The following is a 20,440-nucleotide window of genomic DNA, read 5'->3' as shown; positions in this document are numbered from 1 at the left end:
TGAAAAATATTGTGTTTATTAAACTCGTTTATTTATTATGAACTTGTTTAGTTAACTTAAATATTAAGTTAGTCAGTATTATATTAATTTGGCTTAATCTAATTAATATTCTTGTTTCTCTAGTAAACCCTGTTAGTGACTTTATAATAATAATTTTGTTTGAATCATCTTGATATTTTGTTACTTTTGAAACATGTGATTCACTTGTAATAATTAAAAAATTTATATTATTATCTTTTGCAATACTAATATAATTAATAATTTCATCAATGTCTAGTCCTGTAACAAAAAAAATAATTGTATCTTTTGAAGTTAATTTCATTAATAAACTTCTTTCAAATTTTCTATTATTAAAATAAAAAGTTTGTTTATTATAATTAATTATTTGTGAAAAAAGAGTAAGTAATTTAAAGTCACTTTCTTGACTATTTATTATTGCTAATCTATTTGAAATATTAATTTCTTCTACAAAAAAATCTAATTTTTTTTGGATTTCTAAACTATCAATAAAGTCAGTTATATCAATTCAATCAACTAAACTTAATTCATTTTCTTGATTATTACTTTGTTCTGTTAATCCATAAAACTCCATCTCAGCAATTAATTTATGTAAAAGTTCTCCATATCCTTCATAACCGAGTTTTTTTGAAAAAAGTGTTAAAGTAGATTTTGAGATATTTAGTTTAGAAGAAACTTCCTTTGATTTATAAAAAACATTATTATAAGCACTTTTTAATATAAAGTTAGCAATTTGATAATCAAGAGTTTTATCATTAGTTTTTATAACATTTTTAAGTTTTTCTCTAATTCTCATGTAACTTTTATCCTTACTAATTAATAAAATCTTATTAATGAATTTTTATTTATATTTTTAATATTATAGAAAAAAAAAAAAAAAAGAATATCTAAATAATTTTGAATAAAAATATTTAAACACTCTTTTGTTACTATAATTTACTATTTAAAATTTTATTATAATCAATTATAAACTTCTCTTTTAATTTAATTTGATAATTAATAATTTGTTTTTGATAATCATCTTTAATATTTTCAACTTGATTTGAGTAATTTACAATATAATTTCTTTTATCAAATTTTTCTAAGTTAGCTATCTCATTACTTTTTTTATTAGCTATTTCTTGTAAAGATTTTTTTCTAGCTTCTTTTGAATTTTGAATAAACTCTTTAGTTGAACTTAAATTTTCTTTAATAAATAATTTTTCACCATCTTTGATTTGATCAAAAGCATTTTTAGCATCTTGAATTTGCTCTTTTGCATCAAGATTAATCTGTGCTTTTTCTTTTTTTAATTCCTCAATTTGTTTTTGCATATTATTTGATTCTTCTTGAGTTTTTGCTGATTTTAATAATAATTTTAAAGTCAACATTTTATTTTTAATCTCATCTTGTTTTTCTTTTTTAGATTCAATAATTTGTTCTAATTTTAGAACATGATGTTCTTTTAAAGAACCTATAGTTCCTTTATTTACAATTAATAATGTTCCGTAAACTAAAGTTGTTACTGCAACTCCTGATAAAATTGCAATAAAGAATATTATTGTAAATCATCCATATGGAACAGCTCCTAATATTGCCACGATTGGTCCCCCATGTGCTGCAAGGTCTGTAACTTGAAATCCTCCTGCTATTGCTCCTGCAACCATTCCACCTAGAACGTTTGCAACAATAGCTCTTTTTGGGTCTCTAATGGCAAATGGAATTGCTCCTTCTGAAATTCCAATTGTACCCATTATCATAGCTGAGATACCCATTCCTCTTTCTTCATTTGTAAAAAATCTTTTAAATAAAATAGTACTTAATCCCATTGCCAATGGTGCGACTGGAATGGCTGCTGCCATTGCTCCCATAGGCTCTGCAATAGGTTTTTCTAAAGTTACTAGTGCAGAACAAGTTACAAAGGCAATTTTATTGATTGGTCCTCCCATATCAAATGATGCCATTGCCCCTAATAAAATACCTAATCCAATACCTAATCCAATACCAAAGTTTTCACTTTTATATCCTGCTTCAATAGCAGAAGAAAGTTGGTTCATTAATCAACCAATTGGTCCACCTAAAATATAAATAAATAAAATTGATATCCCTATCCCAGCTGTTAAAGGAATAAAGAATATAGGCATAACAGCTTTAAGTGATTTATGAACTTTTCATGTATTAACTCATTTTACATAATACCCTACTAGTAATCCAGCAATGATAGCTCCAATAAATCCTGTTGGTGTTGAAACTTCTGTCATTCCTGGTAATGGCATAAATTTAGAAGCATCATTTCCTATAAATGCTCCTAACATTGCAGGTGCCAAAGCAGCTCTTCCTGCAATTGAGTTAGCAATAAACCCTGCTAAAATTGGAATCATTAAAGCAAAAGCTGCTCCACCAATTTTATCCATTACAGCTAATGGATTTCAAGGATAAAGGGGTTCACCATTTTCACCAATTGGTCCCCCAGTTCCTGCTGCAGGTCCTCATATTGCTTTAGCAATTCCGATTGAAAATGCTAAACAAATTCCCCCCATTATAATTACAGGAATCATATATGATATTCCTGCTAAAATATGTTGTAATACACCTTGTTTTGTTTTACTAATACCACCTTCATTTTTAAATTCACTATTAACTTGAATTGTAGCTTTTAGTAAAGCTTCATCAACTAATTTTAAAGGTTCTTTAATTGCTCTTGCTACATGAGTTTGATAAACAAGTTTACCATTAAAGCGATCTAAATCAACTTTTGTATCTGCTGCAATAATTACAACATCGGCATTTTCAATTTCTTTTGCAGTTAGGGGTGTTCCCACTCCTTTACTTCCTTGTGTCTCAACTCTAATATTGTGTCCTGCTTTTGTTAATTCCAAAAGCAATTTATCTTCTGCCATATAAGTATGAGCAACACCAACAACACAAGCTGTAATAGCTACAATATTTTTACCTGTTTTTTTGCTATCCTCTAAGTTATTTTTTGAAATGGCATATTTGACTTGAATTAATTTTGTAAACTCTTTTGCATCCTTTGCATCTTTTAATTTTTGTCTTAATTTGTCATCCATTAGTTTTTTCGCAGTTTGACTTAAAATATCTAAGTGCTCCTTTGAAGCATTTTCTGGAATAATAAGTGCAATTATAACTTTAGATGGTTCACCATCTAAAGACTGCCATTCAACTCCATTTAATGTTCTAACACAAATTATTGAAGCTGATGTAATACCTTTAACTTTAGCATGAGGTATTGCAAAACCATCTTCAAAACCTGTTGTGCCTTGTGACTCTCGTTCATAAAAAGCTTTTAAAAGTTTTTCTGTATCTTGAAAGATACCTAACTCATTTGCTTTATTACAAATATATTTAAAAACTTCATCTTTTGAATTGAGGTCGATATTTAAAAAAATATTTTTTTCCTTGTATATATTTTCCATATTCTCCATTTTTTTCCTTTCATAGAGATTATTTTCCAATTAATCTAAAAAGTCAATCATTTATTTATAAAAGAAAAAAAACCTAAAAAGGTTTTATAAAAATATGAATTTTTTAGGGTTATCTATGTTCAAGTAATAATGATTTCACATTTTCCAATTATTTCTAAATGCTCTAAATTATCAATACAAATAGCTGATTCCCCCATTGTAAAATTTATAGAGTTAATTTTACAATTTCCATTTAAAATAGTAAATTGAAATCACTTTACATTATCTTGTTTTGTCCAAATAAATTTTTTATCTCCATCAACTTTAATTTTTTCAAATGAGAAAAAATCACAACTAAACTTAAGATTATTTTGTTTTTTAATAATAATATCTTTTGAATCAGGAATTGTAAGATTATCAAGACTCTCTTTTATGTGTAATTCTCTTGCTATTCCTTTATCATCAACTCTATCATAATCATATAATCTATAAGTTATATCACTAGATCTTTGTAACTCATAAACTACAACTCCAGGAGTAATAGCGTGAATTTTTCCTGGTTCAACATAAAGAAAATCTCCCCTTTGAACTTCTACTTCCTTTAATAATTTTTTTCATTCTCCATTATTCATTAAATTTTCAAATGAACTCAGATTAGTTGCTTTATGACCATAAATTAATTTAGCGTCCTTTGGACAATCCATTATATATCAACATTCTGGTTTTCCCAAAGAGTTATGATGAATTTTTGCATATTCATCGTTTGGATGAACTTGAACTGAAAGATAATCATTAGCTGTTATTATTTTTACTAATAATGGGAATTGTTCATCTTTACTTACTCCAAATTTATCTCTATTGTTTTCAAAAAAAGACTTAAAAGTAGTTTTATCTTCTAATAAAGACATTCCATTTTCATGAGCAGAGATCAATCAAGCTTCACCAATATCATTGCTTGGTATTTGAAAACCATATTCCTTAATTTCTCTCCACCCCAATTCTTTTGGAAAAGAAAGGTTTAATTTTTATAATTTTATTTTTCATTTTTCATTACCTCTTCAATTATTATAAAAATAGTTATTATTTAAATTCTTCAATAATTTTATTTAATTTTTTTCCTACGCCTGCATTTTGAACAGTATCAATGACTTCTTTAGATAATTCCTTAATACCTTCAATTGCATTCCCCACAGCATAGCAATTAGGAAAATCTTCAAACATTGGAAAATCATTATGTTCATCACCAAATAAATGAATATCTTCTTTTGATAAATCATATTTTTCCAATAATTTATTCAACCCTCAACTTTTTGTTACACCCTTTTTAAAAATCTCAACTCTACATTTATCACCTCTTGGAAATTCCAAAGCTAATACGTTATTATTTTTTACAATATTTCTAACATACTCTAATTGTTTATCATTTTTAACATTTGCTACTAAAACTGGAAAACTTTCATCTAAATCTAAACCCTTTTCAATTAATTGCTCTAAACTTTCATAATTATATAAAACTTTTCCATCAGGAAAATGTGAAAAATTTAAGTTCATCTTATTTTCAATTAATGACTCAATTCACTCTTCATCTTGAATAAAATGTGTTCTAAAATCATTTGGAACACAAATATCAATAGTTGTATTTAAAAATTTTTCTAATAACTCTTTAATTTCTGCTTTTTTAAAATGTCTTTTTGCAACATATTTTAATGTTTGAGGATCAATTACTGAAGCTCCATTAGAACAAATTACTGGCAAATTAATATTTAATTCTTTTACAGCAAAATCTGTTAAAAAATAGTTTCTTCCTGTAACAATAGTTAAACTATTATTTGAATTTTTTTGAAAATTTAATAAGTGTTTCTTATTTGCTTCACTGATAGTATCTAATTCAAAAATGATTGTCCCATCATATCAGTGGCTGCTATTTTTTTTATCTTTCTCATTGCATTCCTCCATTACAAGATTATTTTAACTTGATTTTTTCTAAAAAATATATATTTATAAACTTATATTAGGTTTATACTAATAAAGTAATATAATACAAAAATATTCATATTACTTTATTTATAACAAAATATTTAAGAAATAAATGGTTTAATTACTAAAATAAAAATTTAATATACCTACTTGTGAGTACTTAAATTTTTTAGTGTTTCTTAAAAGAGAGGAAAAAGAAAAATGACAAAAAAGTTTACAATTATTAAATAATCGTATTTCAGCTAAAAGATACCAAAAGGAATTCAAATTATCTGATGAACAAAAAACTGAATTATTAGAATCTATTAGATGAGCACCAAGTTCTTTGGTATGGAACCTTTTAAAGTTCTTTTAATTGAAAATAAAGAAATAAGAGAAGAAATATTAGCTGGTTGATGAAACCAAGTTGGAGTTACACAAGCTTCTGCAATAATTATTTGAGTTGCTTACAAGGAAGAATATTAAAAAATATTCATTTTAAAGAACAAACTGAAAGAAATATTCCAGATGGTTTTGAAAGTATTAGAGAAACAATGATTGGTGGAGTTAATGCAGTACTTACTTCATTAGATATGTCTATTAATGAATGAGCTGCAAGACAAGCATATATTTCTTTAGGAACTGTGCTTAATACTGCACAAGAAATGGAAATTGATGTTTGTCCAAGTGAAGGATTAGATTCAAATATGGTGGGACAAATTCTTGCAAAACATAATTTAATAAATTTAGAAAATGAAAAAGTTTTAGTTGGAATGTTTATTGGAAAAGTAGACACCTCTCAAGAATTTCATCATTCATTTTCAAAAACAAGAAGACCTGCTGAAAAAGCTTATAAAATAGTTAAATAAAAAAAATAATTTAATATCTATTCAACCAACATTTAAGTGTTGGTTTTTTAATTTATAAATAAATTTTTAAAATTAAAAAGTATATTTTATTTTTTTGTAAAAAACTTATCAAACCTATAACTTATTTTTTGACTCTTAGTTAATTTTTCATAGTCATCTTTATTAAGTATTTTTACTTGATACCTTTTACTATTTTTATTTAATCTGATTCAATTTCAAAATCCGTAAATAGAGTTAATTAAACTTGAAGCATATTGAATTATAAAAATAATTACTGTAGATTTTTCAAATAAACTATCTTCAATATTAATCAAAATAAAAGTTCACATAATTAAACTTACTAAATTTGTTAATAATCATAATGTTCATTGATCAACATATCGAAAAATCATTAAGATAATTGCCATTATAGTTCCCATTAAAATAAATGAATCAAATCATATACTATTTGCGTCACTAAACTTAATCATTAATAAGGAATAAGTAACTCAAACTATAATTAAAGTTAAATAAACCAATATCATTGCAGGTCATGATAAAAATCTTGACATAACATCTCCCTTATTATCTCTTTTTCTAAATCAAAGACCAAAACCAATTATATTCATTGGTATATAGAATGCTGCATGTAATATTATTGAACTAAACAAGGATCCTTGAATAAGAATTATAATATATAAAACAGAATTAATAGTTGCTACAATAAAAGCACTTATTTTTCCCTTTGCTCCAAGAATAACACCAATTGTACCAGTTATACCTGCAATTATTGCAATCGCCTTATCTTTTGCAACTATTCCTAGAGTTAATATTAAAGCTGTAGAAATAAATAAAAGTAAAATCTCAAATGGGTTTCAACCTGTTAATTCAGATTTTAAAAATTTCATAAAGCCATTTTGTTTTTTTGAAATTTGTTCTTCAATATTAATATTTGTTTCATCTCTAGTATTTTTCATATTGCTCCCTTAAGTACTTGATTACTTTGACATCTTCAATTTTAGCTCCTTGTACTTCCACTATTTTACTTGCAACTAAGTTTGCTAACTTCAAAGAATTTTCCATTGTTTTACCATTTGATAAGCTTAGCATAATGGTTGCAATATGAGCATCACCAGCGCCAAGTGTATCTTTGACTTTTTTTACTTTAATTCCATCTACTCGAACTAAAGTTTTTCCATCATAACAAATTACTCCACTCGAACCTAAAGTAACATAAATTACATTTCTATTTTGTAAATACAAACTTTTTATAGCTTCATCTAAATTTTTTATATTTGTATAGTCAATAATTTCTTTTTCATTTAAATGTAAAATCGGATTTAAACTCATAATTTTTTTCATTAGCTTTTTATTTATTGACGTTATCATTGGTCCTGGGCAGAAATAAATATTTTTTTTACTTAACTTAGCTAATTGATTAACTATTTTTTCTCCACCACTACTATATGCTTTGTAACCCTCAAAATAAATATTTTCATATTCATTTAAATTAATATTATCAAATCACTCTTTTTCAAAATCATCTTCCAAACCTGAATAAGTTATAAAAGTTCTTTCACCATCTGGTTCTATTAAGGCGATGCAATAACCATTGTCTTTGTAATCTTTTTTTAAAAGTATTTCATAATTTTCTTTAATAAGTTGCTCTTCAATAATTGATCCAAAAACTCCCTGCCCAATTGGAACAAATAAAGAACAATCTTGATTTAATAATTTAAAAGTATTTGCTACATTATAAGCACAACCACCAACGCTTATTGTTCTTTGTTTAGAAACAACATCACCTGATCTTTGTGGTAAATTTTCAACTTTCATTATTATATCAACAATTGCAGAACCGATAATTAAAGTTTTCATGTTTAAATACCTTTTTCTTTTAAATAAGTTTCAATTTTTTTAATATAAAAATCAAAATTTATTTTATTACTTTCTTTAATTATTTTAACAAAATTTTTATTAATTTCTTCAATACCAGTATATGCTCCACAAATTGCGCAAGCCATTGCTCCAATAGTATCTGTATCTCCTGCTAAATTTGCTGCAAGAAAAGCAGCTTTGTTTACATTTTTAGCATAATATGCAATTGCAATTGCTGTAGGAACTGATTCACTAATATTTACCCCTGCTCCAATAACATCATATAGCTCATCAATAAATTCAATATCTTTATCTTTAAAACGATCTGCAATTTCAATTGCTAATTTAATTCTTTTAGTCATTGAAGGACTATATGTTTCACTTCCTACTTGCAAAGCTAATTTATCAACAAGATATAAATCCTCTAATATCTCTTCAAAGTTAGTTTTGTAAAGTGCTGAATTAACACACATAGCAATTATTGAAGCTCCTGAAATAGTAATATCACTTGTATGAGTAACTTGTGAAACTTTAAAAACGTAATCTACTAATTGTTGATGTTGATTTTTTTTAAATAATAAACCAATTGGTGCTATCCTCATTGCTGATCCATTACTTAATGCCTTTTTTGTTATTTCAATTGGCTCTAAATTATTTTTAATCATTTTTAAGGCTTCTTTTGAAGTTGGACCTAAAATGTTTTGTTCAAAAGCTTTATTTTTTTCAGCTCAAATCAATAAGTTCTTTGCAATTATTTTTTTATCTGGAATAAAATTATTTTCAAATAAAGAATCTAAAATGACTAATGCCTGTGCAGTATCATCAGTAAATTGACCTTTTTTATAATTTTTTGCAATATCATTTTCTTGAGGTCCATCTAAAAATTCAGTAATATAATCTTTAAAGAAATTTCTAACTTTATTTCTTCCTCATAACTCAGCAGGCATTCCCATGGCATCACCAATAGCCATACCATAAATTACACCTTCTATTTTATTTTTCATACTCTCTCCTAAAACCTATTATTAAATATTAAATTTGATTATTTTACAATAAGACTATAATAATTTTAATTATAATACTGTTTTAAAATAAATTAATTATAAAATTCATGAAAATCAAAAAAAAAAAAAAAAACTTTTTTTAGTTATTATTTTCAAACATTTCCATAAAAATTTCATAAACCTTATCTAGGTTATTTTTTTCGGTTGAAGATATTGCTAGAAATTTATCTTCTGGAGCTAAGTTTAAAGTTTGTTTCACTATTTTTTCGTTTTTTACAATATCATTTTTTTTACATTTATCTCTTTTAGTAGCAACTATAAATACCCTTATCTCATGATGTTTAAAAAAATTATACATTTCAATATCATCAATAGTTGGTTTATGACGCAAATCAACTAATTGACAAATAAATTTTAACTCTTCTCTATTAGTTAAATATTCATCCATCATTTTACCAAAAGCTAATTTTTGATCACGATTTACTCTGGCATAACCATAACCCGGAGCATCAACAATTCTAAATTCTCCATTATTGATATCAAAGAAATTTAACAATCTTGTTTTACCAGGTGTTGATGAAGTTTTAGCTAGTTTGTTTTGATTTGTAAGTGCATTTATAAAAGTTGATTTACCAACATTACTTCTACCAATAAAGCACACTTCCTTGATATTATCTTGTAATCAGCCACTCTTATTTGCAGCTGATGTAATAAATTTTGCTTGCTTTATCATAATGTTTTGTTCTCCACTTTTCAATTATAAAGATAAAATTTTATCAATTTCTTTTAACATTTTTTCGAAGTCTTCTGTTTCTTCAAACATTTCATCTCGTGCTTGTAAATTAGCATCACTTTTATTTGAAATCTCTGATTCGTATAATAATCTTAGTTTTCCTACTAAATCTTCTTGCGTTTCAATTGTTTCTTCTAAAAACTTATTATGCTCATTTAGATATTTATTACGTAATTTACTTTTACCTTTATTTTCTTTTAATGACTCTAAATAGGCAATTTCAAATTCCATATATTTTTGATAATTTTTGCTTTTCATTGCTTTTTTTGATTTTTCTGAAAATATTTTCTTTTCTTCATTGCTTAATATTTTTTTTAGCATACTTTTACCCCGATCTTAATTATATGTAATTATTATAAAACATTTTATTGACTAAAAATGTTTTATTTATAGTTTATTTTTATTAAAAAATCATATAGTTCTAAACTATAATTTAATTTAATAATATCTTCAAACTCATTTTCATCCTTATAAGTAATGAATATTAGCGTTCTTTTAAGATTATATTTTATTTCAATAATACTTTCTAACCTAATAATTTCATTAAATAAGAATAACTGATTGTCATGTTCAAATGCTACTATAGAATTTTGCTTAATATTTAATATTAGTATATAAATAAATATTTGAAGAGTATAAATTAAGTAACAAATTGTAAAAGCAAAACCTAGATATTTCATATCTTTAAAGATTAAATTTATAATAAAGAAACCTGTTAATAAAATAAACATTGATATAAATCCTATAAAAAAATAATATATAAAAAAAATTGATAACTTCTTATTAAAATATCTACTTTCTGATCATAGAGAGCTCATTTTTCTAATTCTATTAAAATAGAAAGTAAAAAAAACTACTAAGGTAATTGAAGTAAGTATGGAAAAAATATAGCCACTTATAACACTGCCACTTCAAACATTTGAGTAAATCATAATTATTTATCTCCTTTTTTTAATTCATTAATTGTAAGCAATAAATTAAAATCTTCTAATAAGAAAATATATTTATCATTATCCACTTCTAATTCAATAAATCTATTTCAATTTTTTTTGACATAGATGAGTAAATAATTACAAAATATCACATCTACTAAATTATATTCAAAATACTGCTTTTTTAATTGAATCATTATTCTCTCATTTGTTATATAAATTGATGAGCTAATATTTGATTCTTTTAACTCTTTACTATAGTTCTCTTTTGCCCTTTTATTTTTTAACTTAATTTTATGAAACTGTAAATTATTCACAAAAAAATAACATTTTTCATTCTTTGGTAACTTAAATTTAATTGCTACTTCTTTAAGTTCAAATTTTTGTCTTAATTCATCTAATTCTTGCTTTTGTTTAAAATTTTTACTTTTAAAGTTTTTATATTTATCTTTAAAAATTAATGCCAAGATTCCTGTTATAAATACCATTAATAATCAAATTAAAACTATAAAAATAACTGCTATATTTTTACTTGTCATAGTTTTAACCCCTTTTTTATTTATATTATAACAATTATAGTTTTGAATTTTTCACTTTTAAATAGTTCAAAATAAAGCTAATAATATCTAATTTTAATTACTTTTATCTTATTATGAAAAAAGACAAAAAAAAGTCCAGACCTAAATCTGGACTAAAACTATTTAAGGGTAAAATAATTTTAAATTTAACAACTTGAATTGTTCTAGGTACTTATTTGCTTTTTTCAAAGCATTTTTTACAAGTAGCATTAACTTGTAGCTTCCTGATCCCACCCTTACACCCTTTTGTTTCAATTTTGAATTAAAACAAACAAGAAAGCTTGGAGATTCTATTATTTAATAAAATCAGTACTTTTTTAAATAATTACTTTGTTAAATTATATTTTAATATTTGTAAGTACTTAAAATACTTTACAATCTTTATTATTGATTATTTAAATAAATAATCAATAATAAATAGATAACATAAAAGACTTTTTATGTTATTTTAATATTTTTATGTTTAAAAAAAGTTTGTAAATATTATTTTTTTTGATATATTTATATTAGCTGTTAATTTGCTAATTTTATTAACAGCAAAACATTATAGTTGTTGTAAGCCCTCCCAAGTTTATAATAACTGCAGGGAAATATGATTATTATCATTTTTAATTAAGTCATTTATTTGAATGTATATATACATCAATTAAAATATGACAAATAAGATAATATAAATATATTCCCTTTTTTTTATGAAAATTTTAAATAATTTAAAAAATTTCACTTAAAGCTCTATTTCAAAAATAGAGTTTTTTTTAATTTAGTTATCACCTGTTAAAGTACTTTCATAATTAAACAATATTATAAAATATCAATCGAAAACAACATTTTAGTATATTCGATATAAGTCAAAATATTTTTTTATCTCCATTGATAGTATTTCTTTTGACATAATTATTTTATTCCTTTTATTTTATTTTGCAATAAAAAAGTGAAAAAAGTGAAAAAAAAGCCATCAAACGAAAATGAACCCCAAATAGTAAGTACAATAAAAAAACGATTGTACAATTTATACTAAGAGGAGGTTCATTTTTTATGGCAAAAAAAGAACAAGAGTTTATTAAATACTCAAACGAATTTAGAAAAATAGTTGTTGAATATAGTGATAAATATTCAATATTTATCACAACTGAACAATTTAATATCCCTATAGGGACAATAAAAACTTGAAGATATAAAAGAAATCATAAAGGCTCTTTAGAGCAATTAAAACGTGGAAGAACAAAGAGTGAAAATTATAAGGAGAAAAATCAGATACTAAAAAAGTTCCTTGACTTCTACATGCAACAAAGAAAATAAAAGTAATTTTTATTAAAAGAATGTTAAATGAATATAAGCTTTATTTAATGTTAGAAGTTTTTGATATTAAGCGTTCTTATTGAGATAAATATAAGAATAAAATAGAAGATTCAATGGTAAATCAAATGCATTTAAATAATATTAAAATTATATTTAAGTTGCATAGATCACAATTTGGATATCGTAAATTGACAGAATATTTAAATAAGCTCTATGATAAATTGGGCATATTTAAAATCAATCACAAAAAAGTTCTAAGATTAATGAAAGAAAACTTTATTATGTCAATTTATCAAAAAAAAGTAAGAAAAAGAATAGCAAATAAAGTAAAAATTAAACAATCAACTCATAACTATTCTGATTTAATCAAACGTAAATATTTTGATGCAAAAATCCCCTTAAAAGTTTTATATACAGATATCACTTACTTAACCTTCAGAGGTCAAACTTATTATCAGTATACCATTATTGATCGAGCTACACGTCAGATCATCGATTACAAGATTGGTAAAAGAATGACAGTAAAATTGGTTTTAAATAATTTAGAAGATGCATTAAATAAAATCAAGAAAATAAAAAAGAACTGAGTGGAATTATAATTCACTCAGATCATGGAAGTCAATACACATCACTAGTTTGATTCAAAAGATGTAGTAAAGACAATATAATTATATCAATGGGAGCCAAAAAAACTTGCGCAGATAATCAAGTAATTGAAAGTTTTCACTCACTTCTTAAAAAGGGAACAATTCATAATAATATCTATAAAAGTTTTGAGGAGTATATTTTAGATATAGTTAAATGAAATGAATGATATATTAAAGATAAAGGCAACTTATTAAAATTAGAGGCAATTAAGCAAATTTATTCAACTATAATATTATTAAGTAAAAAGAAAAGCTAGCTCATGCTAGCCTAATATAAAATTATTTAAGTATATTTTTTATTGTACTTACTATTTAGGGTTCAGTCTCAATAATGGCTTAAAAGGTTTTTTTTATTATTATTCCTTTAAATTGAGTTTTTGCAATTATTGCTTAATTGAAACTCTTCTAAATTTTCTAATGAGATCTCTATCATGTTTTTTATAGCCTCATCTGTATAACTACCTATATGAGGGGTTATTATAACTCTTGGTGAAAAATTTATTAATTGTTCATATACTTCAAAGGGAAGTTTAGAATTTTTAAAATCCTTAAAAAATATCTGAGATTCATTTGAAAGTGTATCTAATGCTACACCCTTAAGTTTATTTGTTTTAACTGCTTCCAATAAATCCTCATTATTAATTAATTCTCCTCTTGACATGTTCAAAAAGAAAGAACCGTTTTTCATTTTATTAAAGAAATTCTTATTAATAAATTCATTATTTTCTCCTTCAATTAAAGGACAATGGACTATTATTGTATCACTTTCTTTTGCAATAGTTTCAAAATTAACATAAGTTAAAATATCTTCATTTAATTTATTAGGAAAAACATCATAACCTAGTATTTTTGCTCCCATACCTTTAAATGCTTTTGCACTTTCCATTCCGATTCTTCCAGTTCCTATTATCCCAATTGTAGAATTTCTAATTTCTTTTGCATACATAAAGTTGTCCACAATAAAATTTTTTTCTTCGCTTCTCTTTTGCATATAAAAAATATTTCTCATCATTCCAATAGCAAGTGAAACAGCAAGTTCGCTTACAGCATTTGGTGAGTAAAATGGAACTCTTGCTATTCTAAAACCTAATTCTTTGGCATAATTTAAATCAATATGATTATATCCAACTGTTCTTGTAAGAACATATTGAATTCCATATTCTTTAAACTTATCTAAATTTATTTTATCAGCAATACAATTTGCTCTTAAAATAACTGCATATGCTCCTTTTGCTGTTTTAATATTCTCGTGTGTTAATAAATTTTCTTCTAAAATTAGCTCATAAGTGAACTTATTAGCAACTTCTTTAAATATTGCTCTTTCAGACTCTCTAACACCATAACATACAACTTTTTTAGACATATTTTTTCTCCTAACTAAACAAATTAGTTGCTGCAATAACTTTAACTATAATAATTCAAAATGGCATCATTATAACAGACATTATTGTTGCTAAAACTGATAAATTACTAGCAAGAATTTTTTCTTTATCATATGAAATTGCATATGATATAACGACAGAAGCTGGTGGTGCTGCAGTCATTACAACAAGTGCTCCTAGATTTGCTTCTGTAAGAACACTATTACCTGTAATTACTTTTCCAATTGCTGCATAACCAACCGCCATTAATAAAATAATTAATGGCGATACTATTACTTTTATAAATGTTGAATACCATACTAGTTTTGACTTAGCTGCAGCTTTTATATCACTTGAAGCTAAACTCATTCCAATAGCCAAATATGCTAAAGGTGTACAAATTCCAGCAACTAGTTTTAATGTTTTACTAATTGGTGGAAATAAAATATCTATTCTGAAAATAGAATAATTTACTTCACCCTTTTTTATTAAATCAATTCCAGGAATTAATTGTGTAACTCAAATAAATAAACCTACAAAAGTGGCAATTAAAATAGGATTTATAAAAATTGCTTTTAAGCTTTTTTTTATTTGAATGTTTCTTTCCTTTTTATTTTTTCTCTTTTCCTCAGCAGGCAGTTTAGCAAGTTCTAGTTTATGTTCTTTTTTTTCTTCTCTTGTAAGCGTAACTGCAAGGTTTTTTCGACTCATAATCATTAGTGCTAAACTATATAAGAATATTCTATATGGTACATTGAACAAGTTTCCTGATAAAGTTCCTGCTTTATCAAAAATTGCTCCCACTATTGGTAAACCAAAAAAAGTTGTTGAAGCTAAAGCAACACACATTGCTAAAGTATCTTGAATATCTTTATTGGTTTTTAAAAAAAAGTATCTTGAAGTAAATAGCATAATGGAATAAAATAAAAAACCAATAATTAAAACTCCAAGTTGATTAATAAGATCTTGTACTTTGATATCTATTAAGAATCCATCCAAAGCAAGCGCAGGTAATCCGATTAGCATAACAACTTTTACAAATACTTTATCTCATTCCTTATTAAGGATATTTTTTTTAGTTAATATATAACCCAAAAAAATTACTGCTAAAGTTGATAAAATAGCTCCTCAAAACCCTCAATCGCCAAGTACCTTGACTACGGTTTCTCCAATATTTGTTGACAAATACATAAATTTTACCTTTCTAAAATTTTTTTACTTTTACTATAAATTAGTAAAATTTTAATTGTTTCTTTGTCCTCAACTATTATTTTATGCTTAACAAATAATTTAATTTTAGTTATTAATTATTTTTATAAATTAAAAAATCTTTTTACTATGGTAAAAAGATTCATTTTCAAATATTTACAAAATTTAAAATTTATATGGAAAATTAAGTTCCAAAAATTTTTTTCAACCAGGATTTGGCGAATGATTAGGATAAATTTTTCAATATTTCTTTTGAGCTTCAAAATAAGAATTAGCTTCTATTATATTATTTCTTACTAAGTACATAAAAACAATACTTGCACTTCTATTAACTCCTCAAACACAGTGAATATAAATTTTCTTATTTTCTATATTATCTTCAATTTGTTTTATTGCATCTAAAATTAGTGACTCATCAATATCTTCAAAATAAGGATAATCTTCAAAATTATAAAAGATTCTATTACTTTTTTGGTCGATTAATTTATTTTCTCCTTCTTTTGGATTTTGATCAAGAAAAATTTCTTGAGCACAACTTAAAATTAATTGTGAATCATTTGGAATACTGTTCATATCTCCAAGATATAAATTTTCAACTATTTTTTTACTCATTGTTTTTACCCCTTCTTAAATTCATACTGGTAAGAATTTTGAGAAAAATTCTGAAGCTGAATCTATAAATAAACAATCAAAATTAGTTACACTTTGAACTGCAACATTTTTATTTTTAATAATTCTTACACAAATATGTGTTTCGTCATCAATAACACTTTCTAATAATAAGATTGGACCCAATTGAATGCTTGGGATAATTTCATTTAAACCTAAAATACTAGGATTTCTTAAATATAAATCAAATAATTTTTGACTTTCTTCTTCTGATTTATTGCTTAAATCAAGATAATGACTTAGTGAGTTTTGATTGCTTGCTCTTATTAATCAGTTTCTATTATCAAAAACTATATATAAATTAATAACTTTATAATCATTGTTTCTAAATGAGACTTTATATATCTCTTTTAATTCACCAGAGTCCTTTGGCTCATAAAACTCTATTTCACTACAATTACTCTTATTTATTTCTATATTTAACTGCTTCAAAAAATCTTTCTTTTCCATAAATTGTCCTCAATAAAATTATAAATAAAATAACTAGCTTTTGACTAGTTATTTTATTTATAATTAAATTTATTTTATATATAGTTAGGTGATATATAAAATACTTGTTAAAAATATAATTTTCTTTGTCCTTTTTTAATAAGACTGCAATTTATATTGTATTTTTTAAAAATATCAATTTTAATTTGTTATCTCTTTTTTATTTTAAAAATATATATTAATTCAAATCTAAGTAAATATAAAATTCAAGATATTTAAATAATAGTTATTTAACCCTACCTATTCTAAGTAAGGCAATTTAATTTTATATCTTCATAATAAAAAAAGAAATAAGTAGGAACAAATTTAAAAAGATTTTGGAAAATATAAAAAAAAATAGATAAGTACAATTTTTTTATAATAAATTAATAGTTTTTTACAGAAATTTCTTTAAAATAATATTAAAGGAATGATATAAATGAATTATAAAAAAAGTTTAAAAAAAATAAAAAAATATCACTATAATTGATTAAATATTACATTAATGATCCTTCTTTTTCCTATTGTATTAATTTTATCAATTTTATGTTCTATTATCTTCGTACCATACTTGTTTAAGTATACAAGAGAAGGAAAATATAAGGGTGTTGAATTTAATACCTACGAGCACTTACTTTATGATTTGGACGTTAAAAAAATTAATAATTTTAACATTAAAAAAGAACAAATTAGAGAATTCAATATTGGTCCCACTAGTGAACAAATTAGTGCTCTAATTGTTAAAAATAAAGATTCAAAAAAATGAGTTATTGGACTACATGGTTTTAAAAGAAATAAGTATATGGGTTTAAGAGGAGTTTTTCATCTTTATGAAAAAGGTTATAATATTATTTGTTTTGATGCCTTCGCTCATGGTTCAACTTATGGCAAATACTCTGATTTTGGACTTACAAATGCAAAAGTACTAAATGAGGTAATTACTTGAGTTAAAAACTCATTTGAAGTTGAGGAAATTGGAGTTTTTGGCACAAGTATGGGTGCTACTAGTGCAGTATTTTTTGCAAATAAATACTATGAAAAAAATAAAATAGATTGACTAATTGCCGACTGTCCATTTACTCAAGCTGTTCCACAAATTAGATTCTTTTTGCAAAAATATATGATAATCCCTTGATGATTAATGTCATTAGGAATAAATCGTAATTTTAGAAAATATGCTAAAATGAACATTAAAGATGTTAATTTACTAAAAGAATATAATAATATAAATGATCTAAAAATTTTATTTATTCATGGTAAAAAAGATGATTTTATTTTATATCATAATTCAGTTGTTCTATATTCTTTAAAAAACTTAGTTGAAAAAGTTAAATTGAGTCAAATTAAGTTATATGAAAATGCAAAACATTCAAGTTCAATGCATAAAAATTTACAAGATTATATTGATACAACTATTGGTTTTATCAATAATTAAAAGGTTTTATAAAACCTTTTTTTATACCCTATTTATTATAAAAAGAAAAAAACTTCTTTACAGAAGTTTTTTTAGCCATATTAATTAAAATGACATCATTAATAAATTATTTAGAAATTTAACATAAAGCAAGACAATTGTAATATTATTACTAAAACCAAAACCCTATTTAAATAAAAGCTAAATTATATTATTTTGATACTCTTTTTAATGATAACTTAGCTTGGTCTTTGCTTTCATCAACTGAAATAACATATCCATCCATTTGTTGACCTACTGTTACATAGTCAGCTACGTTTGTTACGTAAGCGTCAGCAATTTCTGAAATATGAATAAGACCCTTGTAGATTTTACCATCAATTTCAGCATCACAAAATGCTCCGAAATCGACAATTTTAGTAATAGTAATATTTACAATTGTACCCATGTTTCGTTCTCCTTTACAATAACTATAAACTATTTTTATGAATAAAGGTAGATAAATTAAAAGAAATTTAAAAATAAATACTTTAGTGTGCAAAAATAGCTATTTTATTAAAAAATATCACCATTTTTTAATATTAAGTCCTTATATCAGTAAAATGATTTTTTCTTATATCTTTTTAGCTCTTTTAAGTCATTTTCTGTTCTATCTACATAGATAAAACCATAACGCTTTTTAAACCCTTGATGAGAAGATACTAAATCAATAGCACTTCAGGGATTATATGCAATAACTTCAACACCTTCTGAAATTGCTAATTGCAATTGTTCAATGTGCTGATGATAATATTCAATTCTCATTTGGTCATTAACAGTCTCATTTTCAAGTTTTTCTGATAATCCAAGTCCATTTTCAGAGATCATTAATGGTAATTGATATCTTTCATATACCTCTCTTAATGTAATTCTTAAACCTACTGGATCCATTGCTCATCCATATTCTGTTTTTCCTAGATATTCATTTTTTGAATAGCTAAATAAACCATTAATATCAAACATGGTTTGTTGATCTATTTTAATAGCCTTATTAGTATCTTCTTGATTTTCTTTTACTGTTCCTGATGTATAGTAATTTATTGATAAAAAATCAGGTTTACCTTTTTTAAGAATATCTAAATCATTATCCAATATTTCTGGCATAAGATTATTATCCAAAAAATATTTTTTAGCAATTGGATTATAAATTCCTCTAACAATGGCATCTAAATAGTATCAATTTCTCATTATACTAGCATTTTGAGCGCTTAAATAGTCCTCTGGTTTCTTAGAATCAGGATAAATACAAACATTGTTCAGAGCAGGTCCTATTTTTGCTTGTGTAGAGTATTTTCTTAATAAATCAATAGCTTTAGCTTGAGCAATAAACATATTATGAGATTGCTGATACAATTCCTTTTCATTTACTGCAGTTTGTGAACCATTTAAAATAGAAACTTTACTTCCAATCATGATCATTACATTTTGTTCATTAAATGTAATTCAGTATTTTATTTTTTTAGCAAATCTCTTAAACAGTGCCTCAGCGTACTTTAAATAGGCATTTACTGTTAATTCCCTATTATTTCACCCACCTTGTTCTTGTAATGAGAGAGGTAAATCAAAGTGATATAAAGTTGGAATTGGTTCAATATTATTTTTAATTAGTTCATCAATTAAATTTTCATAAAATTGCAATCCCTTTTCATTAATTTCTCCATCTCCTGTTGGTATTATTCTTGACCAAGCAATTGAAAATCTAAAAGATTTTAAGCCCATCTCTTTAAATAAAATAATATCTTCTTTATATTTATGATAAAAATCTGATGCAACTTTAAAATCACTAACATCATCTCCATATTTTTTTATATCTTGAACAGACATCCCTTTATTATCTTCGTTATAAGCTCCTTCAGATTGAAATGCTGAAATAGAAGCTCCTCATAGAAAATCCTTAGGAAAATTATTTTTCTTTAATTTCAT

General features: G+C 24.5%; 23 protein-coding genes. 6 read left to right on the top strand and 17 right to left on the bottom strand.

What is annotated here, in order from left to right; all coding sequences use genetic code 4:
- Positions 1–28: 28 nt before the first annotated feature.
- The 4 genes from AACL04_RS01675 to AACL04_RS01660 all read right to left on the bottom strand — a co-directional run bounded on the left by AACL04_RS01675 (position 29) and on the right by AACL04_RS01660 (position 5,378).
- Positions 29–814 (bottom strand): hypothetical protein, encoded by a 786-nt coding sequence (locus AACL04_RS01675; protein WP_339030826.1) that lies wholly within the window; start codon positions 812–814, stop codon positions 29–31.
- A gap of 133 nt (positions 815–947) precedes the next feature.
- A complete protein-coding gene (locus tag AACL04_RS01670; RefSeq protein WP_339030824.1) occupies positions 948–3,434 on the bottom strand; it encodes a fructose-specific PTS transporter subunit EIIC in 2,487 nt (828 codons plus the stop codon).
- A gap of 122 nt (positions 3,435–3,556) precedes the next feature.
- Positions 3,557–4,420: a type I phosphomannose isomerase catalytic subunit gene (locus tag AACL04_RS01665; protein ID WP_339030822.1), complete on the bottom strand. Its 864-nt coding sequence runs from the start codon at positions 4,418–4,420 to the stop codon at positions 3,557–3,559.
- An 82-nt stretch (positions 4,421–4,502) separates the two neighbouring features.
- Positions 4,503–5,378 (bottom strand): HAD-IIB family hydrolase, encoded by an 876-nt coding sequence (locus AACL04_RS01660; RefSeq protein ID WP_339030820.1) that lies wholly within the window; start codon positions 5,376–5,378, stop codon positions 4,503–4,505.
- Between the two features lie 330 nt (positions 5,379–5,708).
- Here AACL04_RS01660 and AACL04_RS01655 point away from each other — a divergent pair, with 330 nt between their 5' ends.
- The gene (locus AACL04_RS01655) at positions 5,709–5,864 is read left to right on the top strand and encodes a hypothetical protein (RefSeq protein WP_339030818.1); all 156 of its coding nucleotides are present in this window, start codon (positions 5,709–5,711) and stop codon (positions 5,862–5,864) included.
- A complete protein-coding gene (locus tag AACL04_RS01650; protein ID WP_339030817.1) occupies positions 5,837–6,247 on the top strand; it encodes a hypothetical protein in 411 nt (136 codons plus the stop codon). Before AACL04_RS01655 ends, AACL04_RS01650 begins: the two co-directional genes overlap by 28 nt.
- 86 nt (positions 6,248–6,333) lie before the next feature.
- Here the strand turns inward: AACL04_RS01650 and pnuC are convergent, their stop codons facing one another.
- From pnuC to AACL04_RS01615, 7 genes are all read right to left on the bottom strand, one after another.
- Positions 6,334–7,203, bottom strand: coding sequence for a nicotinamide riboside transporter PnuC (gene pnuC, locus AACL04_RS01645; RefSeq protein ID WP_339030815.1), 870 nt, complete (start codon positions 7,201–7,203; stop codon positions 6,334–6,336).
- Positions 7,190–8,104, bottom strand: a complete 915-nt coding sequence (locus AACL04_RS01640) for a PfkB family carbohydrate kinase (RefSeq protein WP_339030813.1) — start codon at positions 8,102–8,104, stop codon at positions 7,190–7,192. The genes pnuC and AACL04_RS01640 overlap by 14 nt, the downstream gene beginning before the upstream one ends.
- A 2-nt stretch (positions 8,105–8,106) precedes the next feature.
- Positions 8,107–9,108, bottom strand: a complete 1,002-nt coding sequence (locus AACL04_RS01635) for an ADP-ribosylglycohydrolase family protein (RefSeq protein WP_339030811.1) — start codon at positions 9,106–9,108, stop codon at positions 8,107–8,109.
- 139 nt (positions 9,109–9,247) lie between these two features.
- Positions 9,248–9,841: a ribosome biogenesis GTP-binding protein YihA/YsxC gene (gene yihA / locus AACL04_RS01630; protein ID WP_339030809.1), complete on the bottom strand. Its 594-nt coding sequence runs from the start codon at positions 9,839–9,841 to the stop codon at positions 9,248–9,250.
- Between the two features lie 24 nt (positions 9,842–9,865).
- Entirely contained in the window at positions 9,866–10,222 is a 357-nt protein-coding gene (locus AACL04_RS01625) for a hypothetical protein (RefSeq protein ID WP_339030807.1), read from the bottom strand.
- Between the two features lie 62 nt (positions 10,223–10,284).
- Positions 10,285–10,833 carry a hypothetical protein gene (locus AACL04_RS01620; RefSeq protein WP_339030805.1) on the bottom strand — a complete coding sequence of 183 codons (549 nt, stop codon included), beginning with the start codon at positions 10,831–10,833 and terminating at the stop codon, positions 10,285–10,287.
- Positions 10,834–10,835: 2 nt separating this feature from the next.
- Complete coding sequence (locus tag AACL04_RS01615; RefSeq protein ID WP_339030803.1) at positions 10,836–11,372, bottom strand: hypothetical protein; 537 nt, start codon at positions 11,370–11,372, stop codon at positions 10,836–10,838.
- A 1,074-nt stretch (positions 11,373–12,446) separates the two neighbouring features.
- Here AACL04_RS01615 and AACL04_RS01610 point away from each other — a divergent pair.
- From AACL04_RS01610 to AACL04_RS01600, 3 genes are all read left to right on the top strand, one after another.
- The gene (locus AACL04_RS01610; RefSeq protein ID WP_339030802.1) at positions 12,447–12,710 is read left to right on the top strand and encodes a hypothetical protein; all 264 of its coding nucleotides are present in this window, start codon (positions 12,447–12,449) and stop codon (positions 12,708–12,710) included.
- A gap of 47 nt (positions 12,711–12,757) precedes the next feature.
- Positions 12,758–13,309, top strand: coding sequence for an IS3 family transposase (locus tag AACL04_RS01605; RefSeq protein ID WP_339030801.1), 552 nt, complete (start codon positions 12,758–12,760; stop codon positions 13,307–13,309).
- Positions 13,310–13,386: 77 nt separating this feature from the next.
- On the top strand, positions 13,387–13,614 hold the full coding sequence (locus AACL04_RS01600; protein WP_339030800.1) for a hypothetical protein: 228 nt from the start codon (positions 13,387–13,389) through the stop codon (positions 13,612–13,614).
- A gap of 107 nt (positions 13,615–13,721) precedes the next feature.
- Here AACL04_RS01600 and AACL04_RS01595 read toward each other — a convergent pair whose 3' ends face one another.
- The 4 genes from AACL04_RS01595 to AACL04_RS01580 all read right to left on the bottom strand — a co-directional run bounded on the left by AACL04_RS01595 (position 13,722) and on the right by AACL04_RS01580 (position 17,046).
- Entirely contained in the window at positions 13,722–14,720 is a 999-nt protein-coding gene (locus AACL04_RS01595) for an NAD(P)-dependent oxidoreductase (RefSeq protein WP_339030799.1), read from the bottom strand.
- A 10-nt stretch (positions 14,721–14,730) separates the two neighbouring features.
- A complete protein-coding gene (locus tag AACL04_RS01590; protein WP_339030798.1) occupies positions 14,731–15,909 on the bottom strand; it encodes an AEC family transporter in 1,179 nt (392 codons plus the stop codon).
- A gap of 183 nt (positions 15,910–16,092) precedes the next feature.
- Positions 16,093–16,539 carry a dual specificity protein phosphatase gene (locus tag AACL04_RS01585; RefSeq protein ID WP_339030796.1) on the bottom strand — a complete coding sequence of 149 codons (447 nt, stop codon included), beginning with the start codon at positions 16,537–16,539 and terminating at the stop codon, positions 16,093–16,095.
- Positions 16,540–16,554: 15 nt separating this feature from the next.
- Positions 16,555–17,046, bottom strand: a complete 492-nt coding sequence (locus AACL04_RS01580) for a hypothetical protein (protein ID WP_339030794.1) — start codon at positions 17,044–17,046, stop codon at positions 16,555–16,557.
- 457 nt (positions 17,047–17,503) lie between these two features.
- Here AACL04_RS01580 and AACL04_RS01575 point away from each other — a divergent pair, with 457 nt between their 5' ends.
- Positions 17,504–18,499, top strand: coding sequence for an alpha/beta hydrolase (locus AACL04_RS01575; RefSeq protein WP_339030791.1), 996 nt, complete (start codon positions 17,504–17,506; stop codon positions 18,497–18,499).
- Between the two features lie 190 nt (positions 18,500–18,689).
- Here AACL04_RS01575 and AACL04_RS01570 read toward each other — a convergent pair whose 3' ends face one another.
- Together AACL04_RS01570 and AACL04_RS01565 are read right to left on the bottom strand one after the other, a co-directional pair.
- Positions 18,690–18,926: a S1 RNA-binding domain-containing protein gene (locus AACL04_RS01570; protein WP_053946295.1), complete on the bottom strand. Its 237-nt coding sequence runs from the start codon at positions 18,924–18,926 to the stop codon at positions 18,690–18,692.
- A 107-nt stretch (positions 18,927–19,033) separates the two neighbouring features.
- The gene (locus AACL04_RS01565) at positions 19,034–20,440 is read right to left on the bottom strand and encodes a glycoside hydrolase family 1 protein (RefSeq protein ID WP_339030789.1); all 1,407 of its coding nucleotides are present in this window, start codon (positions 20,438–20,440) and stop codon (positions 19,034–19,036) included.

It is taken from the genome of Spiroplasma endosymbiont of Cantharis nigra, assembly GCF_964019925.1.
Lineage (GTDB): Bacteria > Bacillota_I > Bacilli_A > Mycoplasmatales > Mycoplasmataceae > Spiroplasma_A.
This window is presented reverse-complemented; position numbering and strand designations above follow the sequence as displayed.